At 44.5% G+C, this 22652-nt stretch carries 14 protein-coding genes; 11 read left to right on the top strand and 3 right to left on the bottom strand.

What is annotated here, in order from left to right; genetic code table 11:
- Window positions 1-134: 134 nt before the first annotated feature.
- The gene (gene map / locus A3K91_RS02575) at window positions 135-926 is read right to left on the bottom strand and encodes a type I methionyl aminopeptidase (RefSeq protein ID WP_416231965.1); all 792 of its coding nucleotides are present in this window, start codon (window positions 924-926) and stop codon (window positions 135-137) included.
- A 326-nt stretch (window positions 927-1252) separates the two neighbouring features.
- On the opposite strand from map, the gene A3K91_RS02580 reads away from it, so the two are divergent.
- The 11 genes from A3K91_RS02580 (at window position 1253) to A3K91_RS02620 (ending at window position 17218) form a co-directional block, all read left to right on the top strand.
- The gene (locus A3K91_RS02580) at window positions 1253-2329 is read left to right on the top strand and encodes an esterase/lipase family protein (protein ID WP_062843882.1); all 1077 of its coding nucleotides are present in this window, start codon (window positions 1253-1255) and stop codon (window positions 2327-2329) included.
- A gap of 124 nt (window positions 2330-2453) precedes the next feature.
- Window positions 2454-3557, top strand: a complete 1104-nt coding sequence (locus tag A3K91_RS02585) for a lipase secretion chaperone (protein WP_062843883.1) — start codon at window positions 2454-2456, stop codon at window positions 3555-3557.
- Window positions 3558-3853: 296 nt separating this feature from the next.
- Complete coding sequence (locus A3K91_RS02590) at window positions 3854-4342, top strand: META domain-containing protein (RefSeq protein ID WP_062843884.1); 489 nt, start codon at window positions 3854-3856, stop codon at window positions 4340-4342.
- A gap of 268 nt (window positions 4343-4610) precedes the next feature.
- Window positions 4611-5609: a PD40 domain-containing protein gene (locus A3K91_RS02595; RefSeq protein ID WP_062843885.1), complete on the top strand. Its 999-nt coding sequence runs from the start codon at window positions 4611-4613 to the stop codon at window positions 5607-5609.
- 174 nt (window positions 5610-5783) lie between these two features.
- Complete coding sequence (locus A3K91_RS02600) at window positions 5784-6434, top strand: OB-fold-containig protein (RefSeq protein WP_062843886.1); 651 nt, start codon at window positions 5784-5786, stop codon at window positions 6432-6434.
- Between the two features lie 119 nt (window positions 6435-6553).
- Window positions 6554-8563: a flotillin family protein gene (locus A3K91_RS02605; protein ID WP_099046688.1), complete on the top strand. Its 2010-nt coding sequence runs from the start codon at window positions 6554-6556 to the stop codon at window positions 8561-8563.
- 449 nt (window positions 8564-9012) lie between these two features.
- Complete coding sequence (locus tag A3K91_RS02610; protein WP_062843888.1) at window positions 9013-15210, top strand: DNA repair ATPase; 6198 nt, start codon at window positions 9013-9015, stop codon at window positions 15208-15210.
- Between the two features lie 80 nt (window positions 15211-15290).
- Window positions 15291-15452, top strand: a complete 162-nt coding sequence (locus A3K91_RS13905; protein ID WP_075106903.1) for a DUF2256 domain-containing protein — start codon at window positions 15291-15293, stop codon at window positions 15450-15452.
- 45 nt (window positions 15453-15497) lie between these two features.
- The gene (locus A3K91_RS13910; protein WP_084387234.1) at window positions 15498-15644 is read left to right on the top strand and encodes a DUF2256 domain-containing protein; all 147 of its coding nucleotides are present in this window, start codon (window positions 15498-15500) and stop codon (window positions 15642-15644) included.
- A gap of 26 nt (window positions 15645-15670) precedes the next feature.
- The gene (locus tag A3K91_RS02615; RefSeq protein ID WP_062843889.1) at window positions 15671-16165 is read left to right on the top strand and encodes a hypothetical protein; all 495 of its coding nucleotides are present in this window, start codon (window positions 15671-15673) and stop codon (window positions 16163-16165) included.
- A gap of 201 nt (window positions 16166-16366) precedes the next feature.
- The gene (locus tag A3K91_RS02620) at window positions 16367-17218 is read left to right on the top strand and encodes a hypothetical protein (RefSeq protein ID WP_062843890.1); all 852 of its coding nucleotides are present in this window, start codon (window positions 16367-16369) and stop codon (window positions 17216-17218) included.
- Window positions 17219-17308: 90 nt separating this feature from the next.
- Here A3K91_RS02620 and A3K91_RS02625 read toward each other — a convergent pair whose 3' ends face one another.
- Together A3K91_RS02625 and metH are read right to left on the bottom strand one after the other, a co-directional pair.
- Window positions 17309-18238 carry a bile acid:sodium symporter family protein gene (locus A3K91_RS02625; protein WP_062843891.1) on the bottom strand — a complete coding sequence of 310 codons (930 nt, stop codon included), beginning with the start codon at window positions 18236-18238 and terminating at the stop codon, window positions 17309-17311.
- Between the two features lie 318 nt (window positions 18239-18556).
- Window positions 18557-22351: a methionine synthase gene (metH, locus tag A3K91_RS02630; protein WP_062845826.1), complete on the bottom strand. Its 3795-nt coding sequence runs from the start codon at window positions 22349-22351 to the stop codon at window positions 18557-18559.
- Between the last annotated feature and the right edge of the window lie 301 nt (window positions 22352-22652).

Genomic DNA, 22652 nt, shown 5'->3' on the forward strand with positions numbered 1-22652 from the left:
GCGATTAGGCATCGTAAAACAGATGCCACACAAATCATATGCGCAAAAGTATAAAGATAAGCTTTAACAACACCTTACTCAATATGCCCTAATTATGCGCCAAAAAAAAGACCGCCTAGGCGATCTTTTTTATATTACTGGGTCAAAAAGCTCAAATCTTCTTCAGGTCGCGTGGTAAATACCTCACAGCCATTGTCGGTCACAACCATCGTGTGCTCCCATTGAGCAGACAACTTACGATCTTTAGTGATCGCTGTCCATTCATCGGGCAAGATTTTCGTCTGCCAAGTGCCTTGGTTGATCATTGGCTCAATGGTGAAGGTCATACCCGTTTTTAGCTCAAAACCCGTGCCTTTTTTGCCATAGTGCATGACTTGGGGCTCATGGTGAAACTCATTGCTGATACCATGTCCGCAGAATTCGCGAACGATACTGAAGCGTTCAGGCTCGACCACTTCTTGAATGGCAGCACCAACATCGCCTAAGCGCGCACCGTTTTTGACGACACTCATGCCAGCATATAAGGCGTCTTGTGCCACTTTGCAAATGCGCTGCGCCATGATAGAGCCGTTGCCAACGATCCACATTTTTGAGGTATCGCCATAATAACCGTCTTTGATGACGGTCACATCGATATTGATGATATCGCCATCTTTGAGCAGTTTGTTTTCGGCAGGAATGCCATGACAGACCACATGGTTGACAGAAGTACAAATCGATTTTGGAAAGCCATTATAATTGAGCGGCGCAGGAATGGCCTTTTGCACATTAACGATATAATCATGAGCGATTTGGTTAAGTGCTTCGGTACTAACGCCAACCTTGACATGCTCATCAAGCATCACAAGGACATCACTGGCAAGTTTACCGGCCACACGCATTTTTTCTATGGCATCAGCGGATTGAATAAGGGATTTTTTAGTCATCATCGTCTTACTTATAGTTATGAGATTGGTATGGTGCATTATAGCATAAATGTGGTTAGTGCTGTTTTGCGCGCATTGACCATCTATTCGTTGATTAAGTTGTTATTTGCCTGACAAGTCGCCGCATTCCTGACTCTATGGAGATGACTACAAAGTCACTAAAATACGGCCTAAATTCAAAAAAACTCATTGAATGTTGCTAAATATAGTCGTAATGTAATTTTGGTTGCTAAATGGATTAGCAAAGGTTTTCAGTACTTTTTTGCAGGATGCAAGAATAAAAGGACTGAAAACAGCCTCACCTTAACGATAACAAGGATGTTGTTATGAGACTCAAAAATTACTTACCTTCGACAGTCATGCCAAGCCTTTTTTTGCCCACACTTGGTACGATTGGTGCGGGTATCTTTATGATAATCGTACAGACCAATTCTGCCCAAGCAGCAGGTCAGTACTATAATTGTGCCAATGCCAACGGTTGCAAGTTGGTTGATAGCCAATATTTCACATCCAGCTATACCAAGACGCAATATCCCATCGTCATGGCTCACGGTCTTGGTGGTTTTACGACGCTATTTGGGGTCATCGATTACTTTAATGGAATTCCTGGTGAGTTGATAAAAGGCGGCTCAGAGGTATATACCACCAAAACGTCAGCCGTCAATAATAGTGAAATTCGCGGCGAGCAATTGCTGCAACAAGTCAAAACCATCACTGCCATCTCAGGCAAACCCAAAGTCAATTTATTTGGGCACAGTCAGGGCGGTATCGATATTCGCTATGTCGCTGGCGTTGCCCCAAAATACGTCGCCTCAGTGACGGCTGTCTCAAGCCCAGAGCAAGGCTCAAAAACCGCAGATTTTGTCAAAAAAACGCTTGAACCAAACAACACTACTGGAGAGCCATCAAACGTCACCACGCAATTGGTATCAGGCGTATTCAATTTAATTGGTGGCTTTACGGATATCGGTTCTGGCATAAGTTACAAGCAAATACAACAGCAAGATGGCTGGAAGGCACTGGTTGCTTTATCCACGAGTGGGGCTGCCACCTTCAACGCAAAATTCCCAGCAGCGATGCCAACCTCATACTGTGGACAACCTAGTAGCACCAAAATAGGTGGTATCAGCTATTATTCATTCAGTGGTGTTGGGCAGCTAACCAGTGCCGTTGACCCAAGCGATTATTTGTTAGCCGCAACGGGCGTACCATTTGCAGGCGAGTCTAACGATGGATTGGTATCTGCTTGCTCAAGTAGGCTTGGTTATGTGATTCGTGACAATTATAAAATGAATCACTTAGATTCAGCCGACCAAGTGCTGGGTCTGACCGCATGGGGTGAGTCTGAACCAAAATCTATCTATCGCACTCAAGTGAATCGTCTGAAAAACGCCAGTCTATAAGAATTATTTAGAATGATAGACAGAAATAGCATCAATTAGGCTTTAATTACATTGATGCTGTTTTTGTTTATCAAAGTGACCAATCGCTAGATCAACTTATTTTTGCTACTAAGATACCTTTGCTATGTCAAATAATGGCCGCTCGCCTTTTTTAACTATCGTGATGATTGCCGTGGTCATCCTCTTAACCGTGGCGGTTATTTTATGGTTTAAACCAAACAGTAGCAGCGTTGCTTCTACCCAATTGGCTTCCACCACAACAGGCAGTCCAATTACCGATAGCGAATCGAATCTAGTCAGTTCTGACCAAGGTACGACTACCAGCCCTACTCAGGGCAATACGCCATTTATCACGGGGCTAGAGAACCTACCGCGCTCGTTGCAAGGCACGACGGTCGATGGTGAAATCATCATTGACGAGAATAAACAGCTGGTTGTGACCGAGGGCTTACGGCGTCTGTTCGATTACTTTTTATCCGCGTTCGGGGAAGAAGACGAAAGTGTGATTCATGAGCGCGTAAAAGGGTATATTCGCAATCACACACCAGAGCCTGCTGCCAGTCAAGCCATTAGTATATTCGATCAATATGTGGCGTATCTCAAAGCATTGCCAGAGATAGAGAAGCGCTATGGCAATCTACAACTGCAAGCGACGCAAAGTGGTGAGCTGGATTTAAATATAGTGGCGCAGCGCAAGCAAGACGTGGCAAAGCTTCGTCAACAGCATTTTGATAAGCCAACCATCCGCGCATTTTTTGGCGCAGAAGAAGTATATGACAACTATAGTGTTGAGATGATTCGAATCAATCAAAACGAGCAGCTATCTGATGCCCAAAAAGAAGTGGCAAGGCAGGACTATATCAGCCGTATGCCAGACAATGTCACCAAAACCAATATTGAGCAGCAAGCCAATATCAGTGCCTTAATCACTCGGACAGAACAGATGAAAGCAAAAGGCGCGACGGCAGAGGAGCTGTATAAAATGCGTCGTGAGTTGGTAGGCGCACCAGCCGCTGCACGGTTAGCGCAAGTGGATCAAGAAGATGCAAGCTTCGATCAACGTTTTACTCAATATCAAACCCAAAAACAGCTACTGTTGAGCCAAAATTCAGACAATGCGCAAACTCAAATTGAGCAGATTGAACAGCAATTGTTTGATGAGAGTGAACGCAAACGGTTGACAGGCTATGCGGCGCTGCAACAACAAAAAGCTGCCAGCTCTAATTAAAGGTTTAACGAATAATACGAAAGTGTTAGCAGCTAATGGCATGTCTAGCAATGCCTAGTAGCAAAAAGACTATAAAGAAGAACAAATACTAAGGCAATGACGCACTCAATCTATAAAGACAATTGAGTAGCAACTATGCATAATAGCTCAATTGTTTAGATACATGAATAAAACAATAAACCAATGATAATAAAGCTCATGGTTAGGATAAAGGGCATATCTGTTTTTTATGAGAATGTTTTTTATGCAAATGCTTTTTATACTAATTATGCTTAGTAACCTATATAGGAGTTTATATGAAAAACATGACTAAAATAATGATGGCAGCGACGCTTGCTGTTGGTACACTTGCTGCTGGCTGTCAAACGACTCCGAGCGTAACAGCGCCCGTTACTCAGTCGATTACTTCTGAGGCGCTACAAGCGTATAACTGGCAACTTGTTGATGCCAAACGTATGAATGGTGAAAAAGTCAGTCAGCTGTTTATCAATCCAGCGAAACCGCTAACATTGAGCTTCTTTGAAGACAATGGTAGCGAGCGTGTGACATTTAAAAATACCTGCAACAATATGGGCGCGCAGTACAGTGTGGTAAATGGCAATGTACAGATTACTAATGGTATCAGTACCATGATGGCGTGTCCTGAGCCACAAGCGAGTTTTGACACCGCGACATTGGCCACTGTACAAGGCAAATACAGTCTCAATAAGAATGTGAATAATACGCCTATCTTAACCATCAAAAATGACAGCCAAGTTGCTTATTTCAAAGCCGTCGCTAAGTAACTTATTCAATACAGCTCATTTAACAGAGTTCATTTGATAATGCTCAGTCAATACAACTTGTGTCGGTATGGCTTATGTCGGCACAGCTTATTGAACTAAGTGCGCTGTTTTTCAAAATCAGATTTGATTGTCATGATGCCTCACTACTATGTTAAGTGGGGCATTTTTTTGTGTAAAATCAAAGCGCAATGTGCGCTACACTAGAGATAAAGTTGGTCTCTAAAAACGCTTATTATGCACTCATTAAAGCTCTATTGGACTTTATCTTATGTTGAAACGCTTTGTGTCACAACCGGCTAAAACTCTTATCAGCATCTCGATCGCGATAGGTACGCTCAGCATCATAACGGGTTGTCAGACGCTACCGAACATGAGCGTTTCTAATACCACGATCAATACTGCTAGTAACCCACTTACAGCGGCGATGCCTGCCATCGACCGTCAAGGACATATTGCTTATGTGGAAGAGCAAGGCGTAGGCGCTGCCAAGATATCCACCCTTTATACCATCCGTCCTGATGGCAGCGATCGGCAACTGATGGATCAATTAACTGGCTATATCTATGCGCCTGCATGGTCAGCGGATGGTCAATATCTTGCTTATAGCAAACAAGCACCGCGTCAGCATCCCAAGATTTATATTTATGAGCGTAAAAGCAACAATAAACAATTGGTCGTGGATAGTGAAGGCAGCAATCTATCAGCGTCGTTTTCACCGGATGGACAAAAATTGCTTTATAGCTCAACCGTTGGCGGCAACGCCGATATTTATGAGTGGCGTTTGAGCGATGGCAGTACCAAACAGCTCACCACCTTGCCCAGTACTGAGGTTCAGCCAAGCTACGCTGCTGATGGTAAAAGCTTTGTTTATACTAGCGACAAAATCCGTGCGGGCAGGCCGAGCATTTATCGTTATACCTTTGCCACTGGTAATGCAACACTGATACCGACAGGAGGTTATGCTGCCAGTCCGCAACTAAGCGCAGATGGCCAGCGCATGGCATATCTGAATGGTCGCAAGGCTGCGGTCATGACGCTTGCCACAGGTCAAGTGCTTGATTTGGCAGAGACAGGATTTGATGAGCCAGCGCGCCTGTCACCTTCTGGGCAATATGCTGTCTATCCAACGCGCAACTCAAATTTAGGCGGGCAAGTAGACGGGCAAAGCGGTGGCAGCTTGGTCATTCATTCCTTGTCTGGTCGCACAAGCTATGCGATCAGCAGTCAAGCTGGCGGTATATTGCGTTCACCCGTTTGGGGTCGTTAATGGCAAAATCTATGTATTATGTAATGGAATGTATATATAATTGAAGATAAAGAAACATAAGTTGATTCTATAGCCTAAATTTTAACAGGTTCTTGGTCGTATATTAAATTTGTCAAAACCTAGCCTAGGAAGGCGATTTTTTATAGAGTTAGGGAATCAAACGAAGGAGCAACGATGCACGAGTCTTTTTTAGTCTTTATCACTAAAATCAGTTTGTACCCCACGGTTGTGTTTACAGGACTTGTGATGTTCGTGACTTTGTATTGGTTGGTGTCTTTACTTGGTATGGCGGATATGGACACCGTAGACACTGGCGAATCAGGTGCAGATGCCTCCAACCTAACCTCAACAGGGTTTTTTACAGGCATCATGCTCAAGTTCGGTCTTTATGGCGTGCCTTTCATTATCATACTTTCGTTGATCAGCTTGATCGGTTGGCTACTCAGTTATCTATACACCAGTTTTTTGCATCAACATTTTGACTCAGGGCTTTTGTATTATGTATTTGGTACAGGCGCTCTGATTTTTGTCTTAGTCGTCTCCATGTGGCTAACCGGCCTCATCATCTCACCCATACGTAAAAACATCGCCAATATCCCTAAACGCAATGCCTCTAGTCATGTAGGTAAAATCGCGATAGTGCGGACATTGACAGTAACGAGCAAACATGGCGAAGCCGCGCTCAATGACGGCGGGGCAGGTTTGATACTCAAGATACGTGCGGATGTCGATGACAATCTACTCAAAAAAGGCGATAAAGTGATGTTGGTAGAGTATCTGGATAACACCAACACTTATCGAGTGACAGCAGTTAGCAATCAATAGAGAATGGACAGTAATCTCGTAATACATACTTATAAAAGATATAAGACCCGTAATCTGTCTTTAGGCAGGGTATCAACAGTTTTACATTTGCTTGGAATGTTTTCATTAAAGGAATGAATATGGACATACTCATCATCGTCGGTGTCGTCGTGATACTGGCGTTTGTTTTTATCATGGCAACGCTACTCATGCTCAAAGCGTTTTATATCAAGGTTGAGCAGGGTACTGCGTTAATCATCAACGGCGTGAATAAAATCGGCGTACGCTTTGATGGCGGCTTTGTCTGGCCCGTCATCAACAAAAAAGAGCTGATGAAAATATCGCTGATCACCCTAGAAGTGGACAGACGTGGCAAAGAAGGTTTGATTTGTGCTGATAATATGCGCGCGGACATCACGGTAGCGTTTTATCTGCGTGTCAATGAAACCGAAGAAGACGTGCTCAAAGTTGCCAAATCTGTTGGTGTAGATAGAGCCTCTGATAAGGTTGCAGTCAATGAGCTGTTCAATGCCAAGTTTTCAGAAGCCCTAAAGACAGTAGGTAAGCAAATTGATTTTGTCAAACTGTTCGAAAACCGTAGTCAGTTCCGCGACAGTATTGTTCAAGAGATTGGTAACGATCTAAACGGTTATGTTCTAGAAGATGTGGCAATTGACTATTTAGAACAGACGCCAAAAGTCTCGTTGGACTCAAGCAATATCTTAGATGCGGAAGGTATAAAAAAGATCACGCAGCTGACCGCCTTTCAAAACGTCATCACCAATGAGCTTGAGCGGGATGAAGAGCTGGCCGTTAAAAAGAAAAATGTCGAAACCGTTGAAGCCATGCTGGAGCTGGAGCGCCAGCAAGCCGATGCCGAAGCCAAACAGAAGCGTGAAATCTCATCAGTGATTGCTCGTGAAACCGCTGAGACACGCAAAATTGAAGAAGAAGAGCGCAAAAAATCTGAAACCGCCATTATTATGGTCGAGCAAGATTTAGCGATTCAGCGTGAAAACCAACAGCGTGAAATTGAAGTCGCTGAGCAAAATCGCCTACGTGCGGTGGTCATTGAAGAAGAGAAAGTCACGCGTGCTCGTGATTTAGAAATCGTCTCGCGTGAGCGTGAAGTTGACTTGCAACGTATCGAAGCCGAGCGTGCGATTGAGCTTGAGAAAAAAGAAATCGCCAACGTCATTCGTGAGCGTATCGCGGTGGACAAAACCGTGGCGCAAGAAGAAGAACGCATCAAAGAAGTGCGTGAAGTCAGTGAAGCGGAGCGCTCTAAACAAACTCGCGTACTGGCAGCCGAAGCAGATGCTGAAGAACTCAAAGTGCGTCAGGTGAAAAAAGCGGAAGCAGAGGAGCTCTCTGCCAAGCATAAAGCCGTTGAGATCACCACGCTTGCCAATGCCAATTTAGAAGCGTCTGCTAAAGATGCAGAAGCAAAAATCAGAATGGCAGAAGGTATCAAAGCAGAAGAGTCTGCTCATGGTTTTGCTGAAGCCGCCATTCAAGAAGCCAAAGCGGCTTCTCTAGAAAAAGAAGGCATTGCCAAAGCCAATATTATCAAAGCAACGGGTCAAGCTGAGGCACAATCACAGCGTGAAAAAGGCATGGCTGATGCCGAAGTCATTGCAGCTCACGGCGAATCCAATGCCAAGGCAGAGCGTGATATCGGTATGGCAAATGCTGAAGTTATCGCCGCGCGCGGTGAGTCAAATGCCAAAGCCGAACGCGACGTTGGTCTGGCAAAAGCCGAAGTCACTCGCGCACATTTCCAAGCCGAAGCAGATGGTTTGGTCGAAAAATTCAATGCCATGGGCAGCATGAGCAAAGAGGCACGCGAACACGAAGAGTTCCGTATGGGTCTTGAGACAGCGCTGCAAGAAGCGATTGCATCCATTGAGGCTGGTAAAGAGATTGCCAAAGAAAACGCAGAAGTCTTAGCTGTGGCACTTCAAAAAGCCAAAATCGATATTGTGGGCGGCGAAGCGCACTTCTTTGATAACTTTGCCAAGTCATTGTCGATTGGTAAAGCCATTGATGGCTTAGCAGGTAAGTCAGATACGTTAAGCGGTCTGATCAATACCATGATGGCCAATCAAGTTATGAAAGCCAACCAGTCAAACGATGACAAACCTGCTTAAACGCGGCGCGACTGGTATAAATTTTCTTCGCGTGCTGCTAATGCAGAGGCTGCAAAAAATTCATTCCAGTCGCCTCATAACACTCTTGATGTAGGCTAGCTACATAAATAAGCACGTTGCCGCTTAGATGGCAAAGTGCGTTAGGCAACTTATTAATAGTATGATCGATACGGTCGGTTTGAAATAAGATCGATATGTGAATAGCTATATGCTTCTGGTATAAATTTTCCTTGCTTACTGCTAAACAGAGGCTGCGAAAAATTGATACTAGAAGCAACCAACTCAGTGAGAGAGTAACGGTTTCAAAATGAATCGACTATGGTCATCGCAAGATTAATAAATTGGCTAATCTAAAAAAACTCGCTGTTATGACTGTCTTTTTAGATTAGCTCTTTTTCAAATTTTATCTTATTTTCTTTATTGCTAAAAATAAACACGGACGAGCAACGATGGCGGATACGCAAAAACCAACCGATTCGGCTAGCAAAACCACCGACAATCAAGCTGAACAAACCGATCAGGCAGTGGCATCAGGCAATGCCTATGAGCTAATCAAAAAACGTCTAACGGAGCAAGGCAGTCGCCTAGAGCAGCAAACGGCCAAGTTGAATCAAGCGCGTCTGACGGAATTTGGCAGTACGCAGATGCAAGTCATTGCACGCACGCGCATCCGTACCGAATACAACTGTGTGGCGCAAGACATGGTGCAAGTCGGTGATTATTTGCTGTTTGGCTACAATGTCTTTATGGGGCTAAAGCGAGCGAGCAACATCAAAGACGTGTTGTCGCTATATCGATTGATAGAGCCTACCGAAAACATGGGTAGTGAGGGCGATGATAAGGGCAGTTTAAACAATAGCAATGTAGAAAACCAAGATTTAGAAAAGAGCGACGTAAAAAGTAACGACGTAGAAAATAGCCCTAAAGAGAGCACTGCCAATAGCAACGATCCAGAATATCGACTTGAAGAAGTCGATTTAAAAAACACCTTTTTAGATCAAGATGCTTTTGTTCAAGATTTCAATGAGCTGTATCGATATTACAAGCAAACGCGCCTGATTCAGCTGATCGTCAAAGACAGCAAGCTGCTATTGGCGTTTCAGATTGGTGAGCGTATCACCGACATACGCGTCTTTCGCTTTGCGCTGGATTTTAGCCAAGGCACGCCAGAGTCTGCCCAAGTTGCTTATGTCGACAATAGAGGCGAGCGCGACATTGAGCTTCCGCCTGCGTATGATTTTGATTGGATACAAACCACGCGTGATCAGATGATCAATGGCAAGTACCCACATATGAATATCTTGGACACGATATTTGTAGAAACCGTGAATGGCGATTTAACAATTAAGATTGAGAATAACACGCAGTCAGGACAAGGCATCTATAGCGAGCCTGTCAATGATCGCACCCAATCGCTCACCGATGCCGAGATTGCGTATGCCAAAGTCGGTAGTCTGATACTGCTCAAGATATTGCCGTACCGTGAGGACAGTTATCGTTATTTTGTTTATAACACCTTGACTGAAGCCGTGCTGCGTTTGGATGCCATTGGTCAATCATGCGTCCAACTGCCCGAAGATCACGGCATTATTTTTCCTGGCGGCTATTATCTGCAGACAGGCGAGTATAAGTTGTTTGATACCAATAGTGCGGGTGCCAAAGATTTAAAATTTAAACGTAGGATTGTCGCACCAAATGGTGAAGATGTTTTGTTCTTGTTCTATGACAGAGATCTAGGTGTCACTGGGTTGTTCCCTTATAACCTCATCAAAAAACAGTTGGCCAACCCGATTTATTGTAATGGTATGGCATTGGCAGACAGTGGGCGTTTGGTGTTGTTTAGCGCCCAAAGTGAGCCATCGCGCATTCACCCGATGCAGATATGGCATACCCCTTACGCCTCACCTGAGTACATCAGTGAGTTGCCTGAAAGCACCAGTTTTTATGGCAAAATCGGCAACAAAGAACTGGTACGCGGCATCTCTGATCTCTATAGTATTACTCGTCTCATTGACAATCAAAGCGTGTCGCAAAAGCTCTACGAAGAGCTTGCGGACAATACCAGTCGACTGTTTGATAGCTATTATTGGCTGTCTGAGCCTGAGCTCAAAGACGTCGCCAGTAGTATTAAAGAAGTGACAGCGACCGCTGAGCTGGTTATTGATGAGTTTGCCAAAGTCCAAAGTATCCAAAAGCAAACCCAAACCGCGCTTGCCGATGCCGAATCTCAGCAAAATGAGATTTTGCGGCAGATACGGGTCACGACGTTTGAGTCTGCCAGCGACTATGTCGATCAACTCTCAGCGCTCAGACGACAAAAAGGCCGCTTGGTTAGCCTAGAAGAATTGCGCTATTTAGACAGTGATAAATTAGCAGCATTACAGGCGCAGCTAGAAGCAGCAGAAAGCGAGATTGCCGAAAAGACCGTACTATTTTTAAGCGGTGAAGACGCTCTGTCTAGCTACGAAGCTGTGTTGACAGATGTCAGCGAACGCTTGAATACGGCGGAAACCAATGCCGAGCTAAAGCCCGTCTTAGATAAAATCGATGAAACGGCGCAAGGGCTTGACTTACTGACCGAGCTGCTTGGTACATTGGACGTTGCGGATGCCACGGTACGCACACAAATTATCGATGACATATCGACCATTTATGCCAGCCTCAACCAGAGCAAAGCCAAGCTCAATCATAAACGCAAAAACTTGGGTTCGGCAGAAGCGGTCGCGCAATTTGGTGCGCAATTCAAGCTGTTTGGTCAATCGATTGCCAATGCCTTATCCATTGCCAATACACCTGAAAAATCAGATGAACAAATGGCGAAGTTGCTCGTACAGCTAGAGGAGTTAGAAAGCCAGTTTGCTGACCCAGAGACCAGTAATGGCGATCAGTTTTTAGCAGATATCATCAGTAAGCGCGAAGAGATTTATGAAACCTTTGAAAATCATAAGCAGCAATTGCTCGATGCGCGCAACCGTAAAGCTCAAAACCTAGGTGACGGCGCGCTGCGGATGCTTGAGAGCATCAAAAAGCGCACACAAAGTACAGGCGTGACAGGATTTACAGAAGAGGACGCGCTCAATACTTACTTTGCCTCAGATGGGTTGGTACAAAAAGTACGTCATATGGCAAAAGAGCTACAATCCATGGGCTTTAGCGTCAAAGCGGATGACATTGATGCGCGTTTAAAAGCCATTCAAATCGAGAGCTATAAGAGTCTAAAAGACAAGTCGGATTTGTTTGAAGATGGCGGTCAAATTATCAAGCTGGGCAAACACCGCTTTTCGGTCAATACCCAACCGTTAGATTTAACCTTGCTCAGTCGCCAGCAGTCAGATGGCAAGCGCGTGCTCAATTTGCATCTCACGGGTACAGATTATTATGAGGTGCTCGACAACGCTGAGCTAAATGCCTTGCGTCCATATTGGGAGATGAATATTGCTTCTGAGTCCGACAAGGTATACCGCGCTGAATATCTGGCGTATAGCATTATCGAGAGTGCCAAAAATAGCCAATACAATCTGACTGAAGCACGGCTATATCGCGCGTATGATGAAACGGCAAATACGCTCAATATTGACGGTCATATTGATAACGATAGCGCGCTGGCTAAATTGGTCAAATCCTATGCCACCCCGCGTTACCAACTCGGTTATGACAAAGGCATCCATGACCATGATGCCACGCTGCTGCTGATGCAAATATTGCCAACGCTGCGAGAAGCGGGTTTATTGATTTATACGCCGCAAGTGCGAGCATTGGCACAACTGTTCTATTGGCAATTAAATATAGTGCAAGCGCTGGGCTTAGAAGCGCTGCGTCAGTTCGGTTATGATGCTTGGCTCTCTGAATCGGTGCTGACGCATGCGCGTAACTGGACGGATAGGGCGGTTACGGCTGAGCAGCTGCGCCGTACCTTAGGTAGCGATACAGCCAAAGCACTGCTGGTTGAAGACATGACTCACATCATGCGAGGTTTTGTCACTGCTTATCAAGACAATCAGTCGGCGTTAGAAGCGAAGCAGGGCAATGATGCGAGTATCTTTCAGCAAAGCCATGTTCAGCTGGCTTGTGAGTATTTAGTGAGCGTGATGGGACAAGCAGCGGCGTCAGAAGTGGGTCTACATAAACCCTTCAACTGGCAAACCAGTCAACAGGCCGAGCAGTTGTGTGAGCAATTAACCAAAACATTGAATAACGCTTCAGGCAACTTACAACATAGCGCCAGCTTTGAACAATTACAATCCGCCATTAGTAAACTTGGTTTTCAGCCCAAGTCTGCCTACGAGCTGCTGGCAACTTGGTTTTATGCGTTACTGGATAAAACCTACCACGACAACGACGCAGTCGATGGGCAAACAGATGAGACAGAAAGTGACAACAATCCGCTCAGTGAAGATCAGCGCGCTGAGAGGGACGCAAAAAGCGCTTTACGCAAACAGCAATTAGAGAGTGGTCGCCATTATGTGCCTGAAGCCATTGCAATCTTACTGACACAATTAAGCGATACACAGCGTGAAGCGTTAGTACAGCGCCTTATGGATTCTGGTGTCAGCTTTGATAAAAGCAGTAGCAAAGGGACAACTGGTGTACCATCCAATTTATCTTTTTCCTCATCGCCACCGCTCACCAGTTTGAACAATCCGCTCAATCAAGTACAAAGCTTTGAGCGCAGCACTGGTAAAGTATCGCTTGAGGTACAAGTAAACAATCTGCTGGGCGAGCATACACGTATTCATCAGCAGACGTTACGCTTTGCGGTCGATGATTTTGTAAATCGCTTGCACCATCATGATACCCAAGTGATTCCGGCGTATAAGCGTTACCTTGCCATGCGTTCAGAAATCTTGCATGACGCAAAAGAATCCTTACGACTGGACGAGTTTATGCCGCGTCCATTGTCCTCATTTGTGCGTAACCGCCTGATTAATGAGAGCTATTTGCCGCTTATCGGCGATAACCTTGCCAAGCAAATGGGCACGGTCGGTGATGACAAGCGGACCGACTTGATGGGCATTCTCATGATGATATCGCCACCTGGGTATGGTAAGACGACCTTGATGGAGTACGTGGCCAATCGTCTCGGCCTGATATTTATGAAGATTAACTGTCCGTCGCTTGGACATGATGTCACCTCGTTAGACCCCGAAAAAGCGCCCAATGCCACGGCAAGAGAAGAGCTAAATAAAATCAACTTGGCTTTTGAGATGGGCAATAATGTCATGCTGTATCTTGATGACATTCAACATACCCATGCAGAGTTTTTGCAAAAATTTATCTCATTGGGCGATGGTACACGCCGTATCGATGGCGTCTGGCAAGGCAAAACCAAAACCTATGACATGCGCGGCAAAAAGTTCTGCGTGGTCATGGCGGGTAATCCATATACCGAAAGCGGTGAAGCCTTTAAAGTCCCTGACATGCTCGCCAACCGTGCCGATATCTACAATTTAGGCGATATCATGAGCGGTATGGAAGAGATCTTTGCGCTCAGTTATATCGAAAACGCCTTGACATCTAACGCAGTATTAGCACCGCTTGCCAATCGTGATTTGGCAGACGTCCATCGTCTGATTAAAATGGCGCGGGCGGACAATGCCAATTTGCTACAGGTACAAAGCAGTGATCTGACCTATCCGTATAGCAGCTCAGAGATTAATGAGATTATCGCTATCTTGCGTCATATGTTTCGGGTGCAAGAAGTCATTTTGGACGTCAACCAAGCTTATATTGCCTCCGCCTCGCAAGATGATAAATATCGTGTTGAGCCGATATTTAAGCTGCAAGGCAGTTATCGTAATATGAACAAGATGACTGAGAAGCTCTCGGCAATCATGAATGAGAATGAGCTAAACCAGCTGATAGACGACCACTATCTAGGCGAGTCGCAGCTATTGACCCAAGGCGCTGAGAGCAATCTGCTTAAGCTTGGTGAGATGCGCAGCACTTTAACACAAGAAGAATCAGAACGCTGGGCGCAAATCAAAACCGACTTCTTACGCAATAAAGCCATGGGCGGCGAAGATGGCGATACTGGCGCGCGCATCGTCGCGCAGTTGGTGGACTTAGCAAATGGCTTCAATACGATTAGCAGTCAGTTTGATAAATACTTAAGCCAAAATGACCCTGAACAAATCGCCCGTTTACGAGAAGCAGGACAGCAAGTGCAGATAGAGGCACAACTCGAAGCCCAAAAAATCCTCGTTGATAGCTTTATTAATAATGCCAAAGTCGTCAGCGACAGCATTGATAATGGCTTTGAAAAAAGCATGACTCAGCTGACACAGCTTTATAAGCACGATCATAAAGCAGAAGGCGAGTATCTCAAACAAAACCAAGAGATGCAAAAACAGCTGATGGTGCAGCTGGTCGATGCCGTGGAGCAACTGGCACACAATATGGCGGATAGTTTGTCTCGTAGCTTAGCCGAAAGCCTGATTAAGAATGGTGACAGCAAAGCTGTAGAGAGCAATGCGCCTGATATCCATGAGCAGACCACACTGATGGCAAATGCGCTCAAGCAAGCGCTGGCACCACTGATGATGCGCATGGATGAGAAGCTAGCGATTGATAGCAGTACTGATCAATCTGGTAAGCTGATCGTCAACAGTCTCAATCGCCTAAATAAAATATTTGACGATTATGACTAGTAACTGTGACTAATAGCAATGATACGTAGTAGGCTATAGTGACACATGACTGATGTCGTAAACAAACCAATGAGAAAGCTATGGCGCACAAAAAAAAGAATGTTCGAAAAAAACTCTGCCCCGTCTGTGAGCGTGAGTTTAGTTGGACTAAAAAGCTGGATAAAAACTGGGAGAGCATGGTCTACTGCTCAGACCAATGCCGTCGAATTAAGAAGTATGAGGGTGTCGAGCATCAAAAGTAAGATTTCACCGTAACGCAAATAGTCAAAAGTAGATGGGAGCAAACAATGGCACATAAAAAAGTAAACTTACCGCAAAAAACCTGCCCCGTCTGCCAGCGCCCATTTACGTGGCGCAAAAAGTGGGAAAAGGACTGGGAGCAGGTGATTTACTGTTCGGAGCGGTGTCGTCGGACGAAAGGTAAATCAGATTGAGGTAGTCCAAAACATTAAGGTAAATTATGAGTAAGCATTTTGAGCACTCAAGCTTTCGAGAAAAGCTTATTGAACACTTATTTATTGGTGAGATGTTAAAGCTATCTTGGCTAAAAGATGATTGCCAATTGGAAGTCATGAAACCTGAAGTCGATAATGCAGGCTGCGACGTTGTCCTCGAAAATAGTAATGTTATTCGTCATATTCAACTAAAAACTTCAAAACTAGGTGGAACAACATCAAGTCAGAAGGTCAATATTCGATTGGCGAGCAAACCTTCGGGTTGTGTGATCTGGATAGTATTTGATGAGCATACGTTGGAGCTGTGCTATTTTTATTTTTTTGGTGCTGAGGCTGGAAAGCCGTTAACTGGACTAGAAAATGTTAAGGTCGCAAAACATACTAAAGCAAATGCGGATGGCATAAAAGCTAAACGGCCTAATATTCGCACTATTAATAAGGGACAGTTTATTCGTTACGAGAGTGTTGAAGCTTTATTTAACGTTTTATTTTACAAGTAAAAAAAGATATATTTTGAATGCTACTCCATTTGTTAGCGCCCCTTTATTTGACGCAAGAAGCGAGAGAAAGATTGGGAGCAGGTAATTTATTGTTGTGATAGGTATTGGCAAAGATTTAATAAATACATGAGATAAAGTAGAATAATTGTTTATTTCGATGCTAGAATGGTTAATAATGCAAACTAAAGTTTAATATTTATAATGAAAAAAGATGTAGTTAAACGAAGTAAGAACAAAAAACGGCCTGTGAAAAACTATGCAAAATATGCTAAAAATAAAATACAGATCTTTAGTAGCGCTCATCATAGTCAACAGTTTGAAGACAATTGGGTAGTAGAGAAAGAATTCACTTGTGTTCGATTGGGACTGCTTAGATTCACTCAAATAATAGCAGCTTTTCTAATGGTTTTTAGTATACCTGTTGCAAGTTATTTAATGCATGCTGTTGAAGGATATGAAATATTTATAGTAATTGCTGTGTTTGTTGTTGCTATATTATCAGTCGCCCTATTAATAAATCCGAGTATGATTTTTAGAGGTGTTAACTGGTTGCGACAAGGCAATATCAAATTAAAAGGAAAACAAGTTGAATTAAAAATAGACAATAAAATTCACAATATACCAGTATTGGATATAAGAAAATTCAAATGTTATAAAACTACTAATTACAGAGCCAAAATTGAAGTTGTAAAAATTATTATAAAGATGAAAGATGGTTCTAAGTTTTCTTTGTACCAGTCAACTAATTTTAGTGAGAACATATACATATTGTATAGTGTTGGTGTAATGATAGAGTCCATATTGACAGATCATTTTGAAAAGATAGACAAAGGTGCTTGGTTGCATCGAAAAGAAACCATTCATTATGCAGATATACTGACAGTTGTTTTTATCACCACATTTATAGGTATCGTGATCTATTTTAAGATGTACGATTTTTTATTCATTGTGTCCATGCTTGTATTGATTATCATTGCTCCTCGTTTTACCCTTTTTGTAACTAGTACACAGCACAGTAGTGATACCCATATATATTACATCAACAGAACGTAACTTTGTTTTTCTAAGAGCCGATTGTTTCGGCTCTTGTGTACAACTAATTTTAAAGCTCTGGACTCGACTAACCCAAAACCATTAAAGACACTACCTAGCATCTCTCTTAGCAAAAATATTCGCAACCAAAGCACCACTAAAGTTATGCCACACACTAAAGATCGCACTCGGTAAGGCAGCGACAGGATTGAAATAAGTCGCGGCAAGGGCAGCGCCCAGACCAGAGTTTTGCATGCCCACTTCCACCATGATGGCGCGGCGCTGTCTCTCCGTAAATCCAGACAAGCGCGCGATCACATAGCCCAAGGTATATCCCAACATATTGTGTAGAGCAACCACGATAAAGACGATGGCACCGCTATCTAAGATAGTCGCTTTAGACACCGCGACCACGGCTGCGATGATAATAGAGATACCCAGTACCGACACCATCGGCAATACCTCAGTGACGAACGCGATCTTGCTACCCAAAAACTTGTGAAAGACGACACCCAATAAGATAGGCAAGATGACGATCTTGGTAATGGTCACCATCATACTTGCCAAGTCGATATCGATCAGCTGACCGGCAAACACGTTTAATAAAATAGGCGTTAAGAAGGGTGCAAGTAGAGTAGAGATAGAGGTAATCGCTACGCTCAGTGCCACATCCCCTTTGGCCAAAAACGTAATTACATTACTAGACGTACCGCCAGGGCAACAGCCTACCAAGATGACACCGACCGCGATTAAAGGGTCGAGATTAAAAATCATAGTCAACAAATAAGCAATCAGAGGCATGAGCGTAAACTGTGCTAATAGTCCTACTAATACAGGTTTGGGACGTTTGACAATCTCTAGGAAGTCTTCCGTTCTAAGCGTCATGCCCATACCAAACATAATGATGCCAAGAATTGGCACAATCAAAAACGCCAATGAAGCAAAAAATTCAGGAAAAACAAATCCCAATACGGCACTGACCAATGCCCAGATTGCAAATGTTTTGCCAATCCAATTAGAGAGTAATGCAATCTGATTCATAGCCTGTCTCAAAATAAGAAAAAATGAAGTAGGCAATAATTTAGCACGGTTATTGGCAGTAAATGATAAAAGTATTTTGTGATACGTGCAGCGATAAGTTTGCTGATGACAGATAGAAAATAAGTTAATAAAAAAGGCTTACCCATCATAAATGAGTAAGCCAAAAAATAACGATAAAATGTCTATCGTTGATACGCTTCAAAGGCGTTGTAACGCTACTAGGATAAATTTTACGCAGCCTCTGTCGGCGTAGGCACAGTAAGCAAGTAAAATTGTACTAGTAGCGCATTTCAATTTATATAGCAGTTTTTTTAAAATCTATAAATTCGGATTTAACCATTTCTCCGCCGTTTTTATATCCCAGTCTTTACGCTCAGCATAGCTCTCTAATTGATCGCGACTGATTTTACCAACGTTGAAGTACTCACTATCAGGGTGTGAGTAATAGAAACCGCTGACGGAGGACGCAGGCCACATTGCATAGCTTTCGGTTAAGGTCGTACCAATTGCCTCTACTGTGCCAAGCCAATCAAACAATTTACCTTTTTCAGTATGCTCAGGGCAAGCAGGGTAGCCGGGTGCAGGACGGATACCGACGTATTTTTCTTTAATCATCTCATCATTAGTGAGCGACTCAGTCGGCTGATAGCCCCAATAGTCTTTACGAATCAGCTCATGCAGATGCTCGGCAAAGGCTTCAGCAAGACGATCAGACAGTGCTTGTACCATAATGGCATTATAGTCATCGCCCGCTGCTTTGTACTTTTCCGCCAATGCTTCTGTGCCAACGATGGAGACGGTAAAGCCGCCCAAATAATCCGTGTAAGCATCAGACGGTGAGATATAGTCGGCCAAGCTTAGGTTTGCCTTACCACTGGCTTTGTCACTTTGCTGACGTAAATGCTCAAACTGATGGGTCGGCTGACCATTTTGTTGCGGGTCATTGTCATAGACAGTGATGGTATCCGCGCCAGTACGGCGCGCAGGCATGAGTTTAAACACGCCTTTAGCTACGATTGACTTTTCCGCAATCATTTTGTGTAGTAAGTCTTCGGCATTACCAAACAAATCGCGCGCCGCTTCACCAACCACATCATCTTGCAAGATTTTGGGATACTTGCCCGTTAGACCCCAAGAGATAAAGAAAGGCGTCCAGTCAATATAAGGAAGTAGGTTATTGATGGGGTAATCGTCAAATATCACTTGTCCCAACTTATTGGGTACAGGCGGGACGTAGTTTTCCCAGTCATACTTAAAGCCAATCTTGACCGACTCCGCATACGTAATCTTAGCGGCTTTTGGTTGACGTTTGGCGAGACGCTCACGCACTTTGACATACTCTTCGCGCGTCTCATCGATCAGCGCTTGGCGGTGTTCTTTTGAGAGGAGCTTGGTGACCACGCCCACGGAGCGAGAGGCATCCGCCACATAGATGACGCCATCGTTTTGATATTGCGGCTCGACTTTGACCGCTGTATGCGCTTTTGATGTAGTGGCACCGCCAATCATCAAGGGGAGATTCATGCCGCGCTCTTGCATTTGCTTGGCGACATAAACCATTTCATCAAGGCTTGGAGTAATCAAACCAGACAGACCGATGATGTCTACTTTCTCTTTAATAGCAGTATCAAGTATGGTTTCGCAAGGCACCATCACGCCCAGATCGACGATGTCATAGCCGTTACAGCCGAGTACCACACCGACGATGTTTTTGCCGATATCATGGACGTCACCTTTAACGGTTGCCATGAGGATTTTACCTTTAACTTCACCTTCGACCTTTTCCGCTTCGATGTACGGGTTAAGCCACGCGACGGACTGTTTCATCACGCGAGCAGATTTAACGACCTGCGGTAAGAACATTTTACCAGCACCAAATAAGTCACCGACGATGTTCATACCATCCATCAATGGCCCTTCGATGACCTCTAGCGGTTTGGGATATTTCTCCCACGCTTCTTTGGTATCGGCTTCAATAAAGGTCGTGATGCCTTTAACCAGCGCATGAGCAATACGCTCTTCTACGGTTCCTTCACGCCAGCTCATATCGACGGTGCTGTCTTTTTTCTTACCGCCGTCTTGATAGTTTTCAGCGGCGCTCATGAGTCGCTCGGTGGCATCTTGTCCCGTTTCGCCTTGATTGCGGTTGAGCATCACATCTTCGATGGCATTACGCGCCTCAAGGGGGATGTCGTCGTACAATTCAAGCATGGAAGGGTTGACGATACCCATCGTTAGACCGTTCTTGATGGCATGGAACAAAAACACAGAGTTGATTGCTTCACGAATCGGGTTACCACGGAAACTGAATGAAACGTTTGAGACACCGCCTGATACCATCGCATTTGGTAGGTTTTCAGTGATCCAGCGTGTGGCATTGATGAAATCCGCGCCGTAGTTGTTGTGCTCAGGAATACCCGTTGCGACCGCAAAGATATTTGGGTCAAAGATAATGTCTTCGGACGGGAAGCCCACTTCGTTGACCAAAACATCGTAGCTGCGCTGGCAAATCTGAATTTTACGCTCGTACGTATCGGCCTGACCGTCTTCATCGAAGGCCATTACGATGACGGCAGCGCCATAACGCATACATAACTTGGCACGCTCGACGAACTCAGCATGACCTTCTTTTAAAGAAATGGAGTTGACGACAGATTTGCCCTGCGTACGTTTTAGCCCTTCTTCAATGATGTCCCATTTCGACGAGTCAATCATCAATGGTACGCGGCTGATATCAGGCTCACCAGACACCAAGTTGACAAAATGTATCATCGCTTGCTTGGAGTCCAGCATGCCTTCGTCCATATTGATATCGACGATTTGCGCACCGCCCTCGACCTGATCGCGCGCGACATCGAGTGCCTCGGTATAGGCTTCGGTTTTAATCAAGCGCAAGAACTTTTTAGAGCCTGTGACGTTGGTACGCTCACCGACGTTGACAAACAAACTCTCAGGCGTGATGGTAAAAGGTTCAAGTCCAGATAAGCGGCAGGCGGGCGGTATTTCAGGAATAACACGCGGCGCATAGTTTGCCACCATCTTGGCGATTTGGCGGATGTGCTCAGGTGTTGTACCACAGCAGCCGCCCACGATATTTAGAATACCCGCTTTGGCAAAGCCTTCGAGTAGGGCAGCCGTTTCTTCGGCCGTCTCGTCATATTCTCCAAACTCATTGGGCAGCCCCGCGTTTGGATGCGCAGACACATAGGTATTGGCAATATTTGATAGGGTCTGAATATGCGGACGAAGTGCATCCGCACCAAGCGCACAGTTAAAGCCAACGGATAAAGGCTTGGCATGGCGAATCGAGTTATAAAACGCTTCCGCTGTTTGACCAGATAGTGTCCGGCCTGAAGCATCAGTAATCGTCCCTGAAATCATAATCGGTAATTCAAAACCAATATCTTCAAACACGCCTGTCACCGCAAATATTGCGGCTTTGGCATTTAGCGTATCAAAGATCGTCTCAATCAAGATCAGATCGACACCGCCTTCCATCAATGCCAATGTGGCTTCACGATAATTGAGCACCAATTCATCAAAGGTAATATTGCGAAACGCAGGATCATTGACATCAGGCGAGAGTGAACACGTCCGTGACGTGGGGCCAATGACCCCAGCGACAAAACGTGGCTTTTCAGGCGTTTTAGCAGTGAATTCATCGGCTGCCGCGCGCGCAAGCTTGGCTGCTGCTTTATTCAGCTCGGGCACCAAGTATTCCATGTCATAGTCAGCCATTGACAGACGCGTACCGTTGAAGCTATTGGTCTCGATAATGTCTGCGCCCGCTGCCAAATGATCCATATGAATCTCTTTGATCATATGTGGCTGCGTGAGCACCAATAAATCGTTATTGCCTCTCACATCTTGACTGATATCTGCAAAGCGCTCACCACGATAATCAGATTCTTCCAGCTTATAGTTCTGAATGTGCGTACCCATTGCCCCGTCCAACATCAAAATCCTTGATGCCATTTGCGTAGTGATACGGTCACGTACAGTCAGTTGTTGCGCTTTATAAGGAAACACAGCAGGCGGCGTTAGAATAAAACCATCCGTAGAGTGTGACGAGCTAGAAGTGGTCTCTGTTTCAGAAGAATGTTGCGGGGTCATCGTTTGAGTCGTCATTTGAGTCATAGGAGCGCTGCTTATATCGTCAATGTTATAAAAGGAAGGAATAACAAACAGAATGCAATTTTTATAAAAATATTGGGCAAATCCGTATTATTTTAGCATGAAAATCATATGGTAAGCGGAACAGTACTTATTCCTGTTTGGCAGTATAAAAAGTAAAAAAAGTATTGGTAACAAGAGGCAGTACCACAGGCAATCTTATAAAGAAAAAGCGTGAAAATGACTCTCATTTCGATTAAAGATTACATAACGTGTAGCTCTTGTAAATCAAAGCAAACGC

The sequence above is a fragment of the Psychrobacter alimentarius genome (assembly GCF_001606025.1).
Lineage (GTDB): Bacteria > Pseudomonadota > Gammaproteobacteria > Pseudomonadales > Moraxellaceae > Psychrobacter > Psychrobacter alimentarius.

Coding starts and splice junctions, on each gene's coding strand:
- map (WP_416231965.1), bottom strand. CDS start 926: ATGACTAAAAAATCCCTTATTCAATCCGCTGATGCCATAGAAAAAATG.
- A3K91_RS02580 (WP_062843882.1), top strand. CDS start 1,253: ATGAGACTCAAAAATTACTTACCTTCGACAGTCATGCCAAGCCTTTTT.
- A3K91_RS02585 (WP_062843883.1), top strand. CDS start 2,454: ATGTCAAATAATGGCCGCTCGCCTTTTTTAACTATCGTGATGATTGCC.
- A3K91_RS02590 (WP_062843884.1), top strand. CDS start 3,854: ATGAAAAACATGACTAAAATAATGATGGCAGCGACGCTTGCTGTTGGT.
- A3K91_RS02595 (WP_062843885.1), top strand. CDS start 4,611: ATGTTGAAACGCTTTGTGTCACAACCGGCTAAAACTCTTATCAGCATC.
- A3K91_RS02600 (WP_062843886.1), top strand. CDS start 5,784: ATGCACGAGTCTTTTTTAGTCTTTATCACTAAAATCAGTTTGTACCCC.
- A3K91_RS02605 (WP_099046688.1), top strand. CDS start 6,554: ATGGACATACTCATCATCGTCGGTGTCGTCGTGATACTGGCGTTTGTT.
- A3K91_RS02610 (WP_062843888.1), top strand. CDS start 9,013: ATGGCGGATACGCAAAAACCAACCGATTCGGCTAGCAAAACCACCGAC.
- A3K91_RS13905 (WP_075106903.1), top strand. CDS start 15,291: ATGGCGCACAAAAAAAAGAATGTTCGAAAAAAACTCTGCCCCGTCTGT.
- A3K91_RS13910 (WP_084387234.1), top strand. CDS start 15,498: ATGGCACATAAAAAAGTAAACTTACCGCAAAAAACCTGCCCCGTCTGC.
- A3K91_RS02615 (WP_062843889.1), top strand. CDS start 15,671: ATGAGTAAGCATTTTGAGCACTCAAGCTTTCGAGAAAAGCTTATTGAA.
- A3K91_RS02620 (WP_062843890.1), top strand. CDS start 16,367: ATGAAAAAAGATGTAGTTAAACGAAGTAAGAACAAAAAACGGCCTGTG.
- A3K91_RS02625 (WP_062843891.1), bottom strand. CDS start 18,238: ATGAATCAGATTGCATTACTCTCTAATTGGATTGGCAAAACATTTGCA.
- metH (WP_062845826.1), bottom strand. CDS start 22,351: ATGACCCCGCAACATTCTTCTGAAACAGAGACCACTTCTAGCTCGTCA.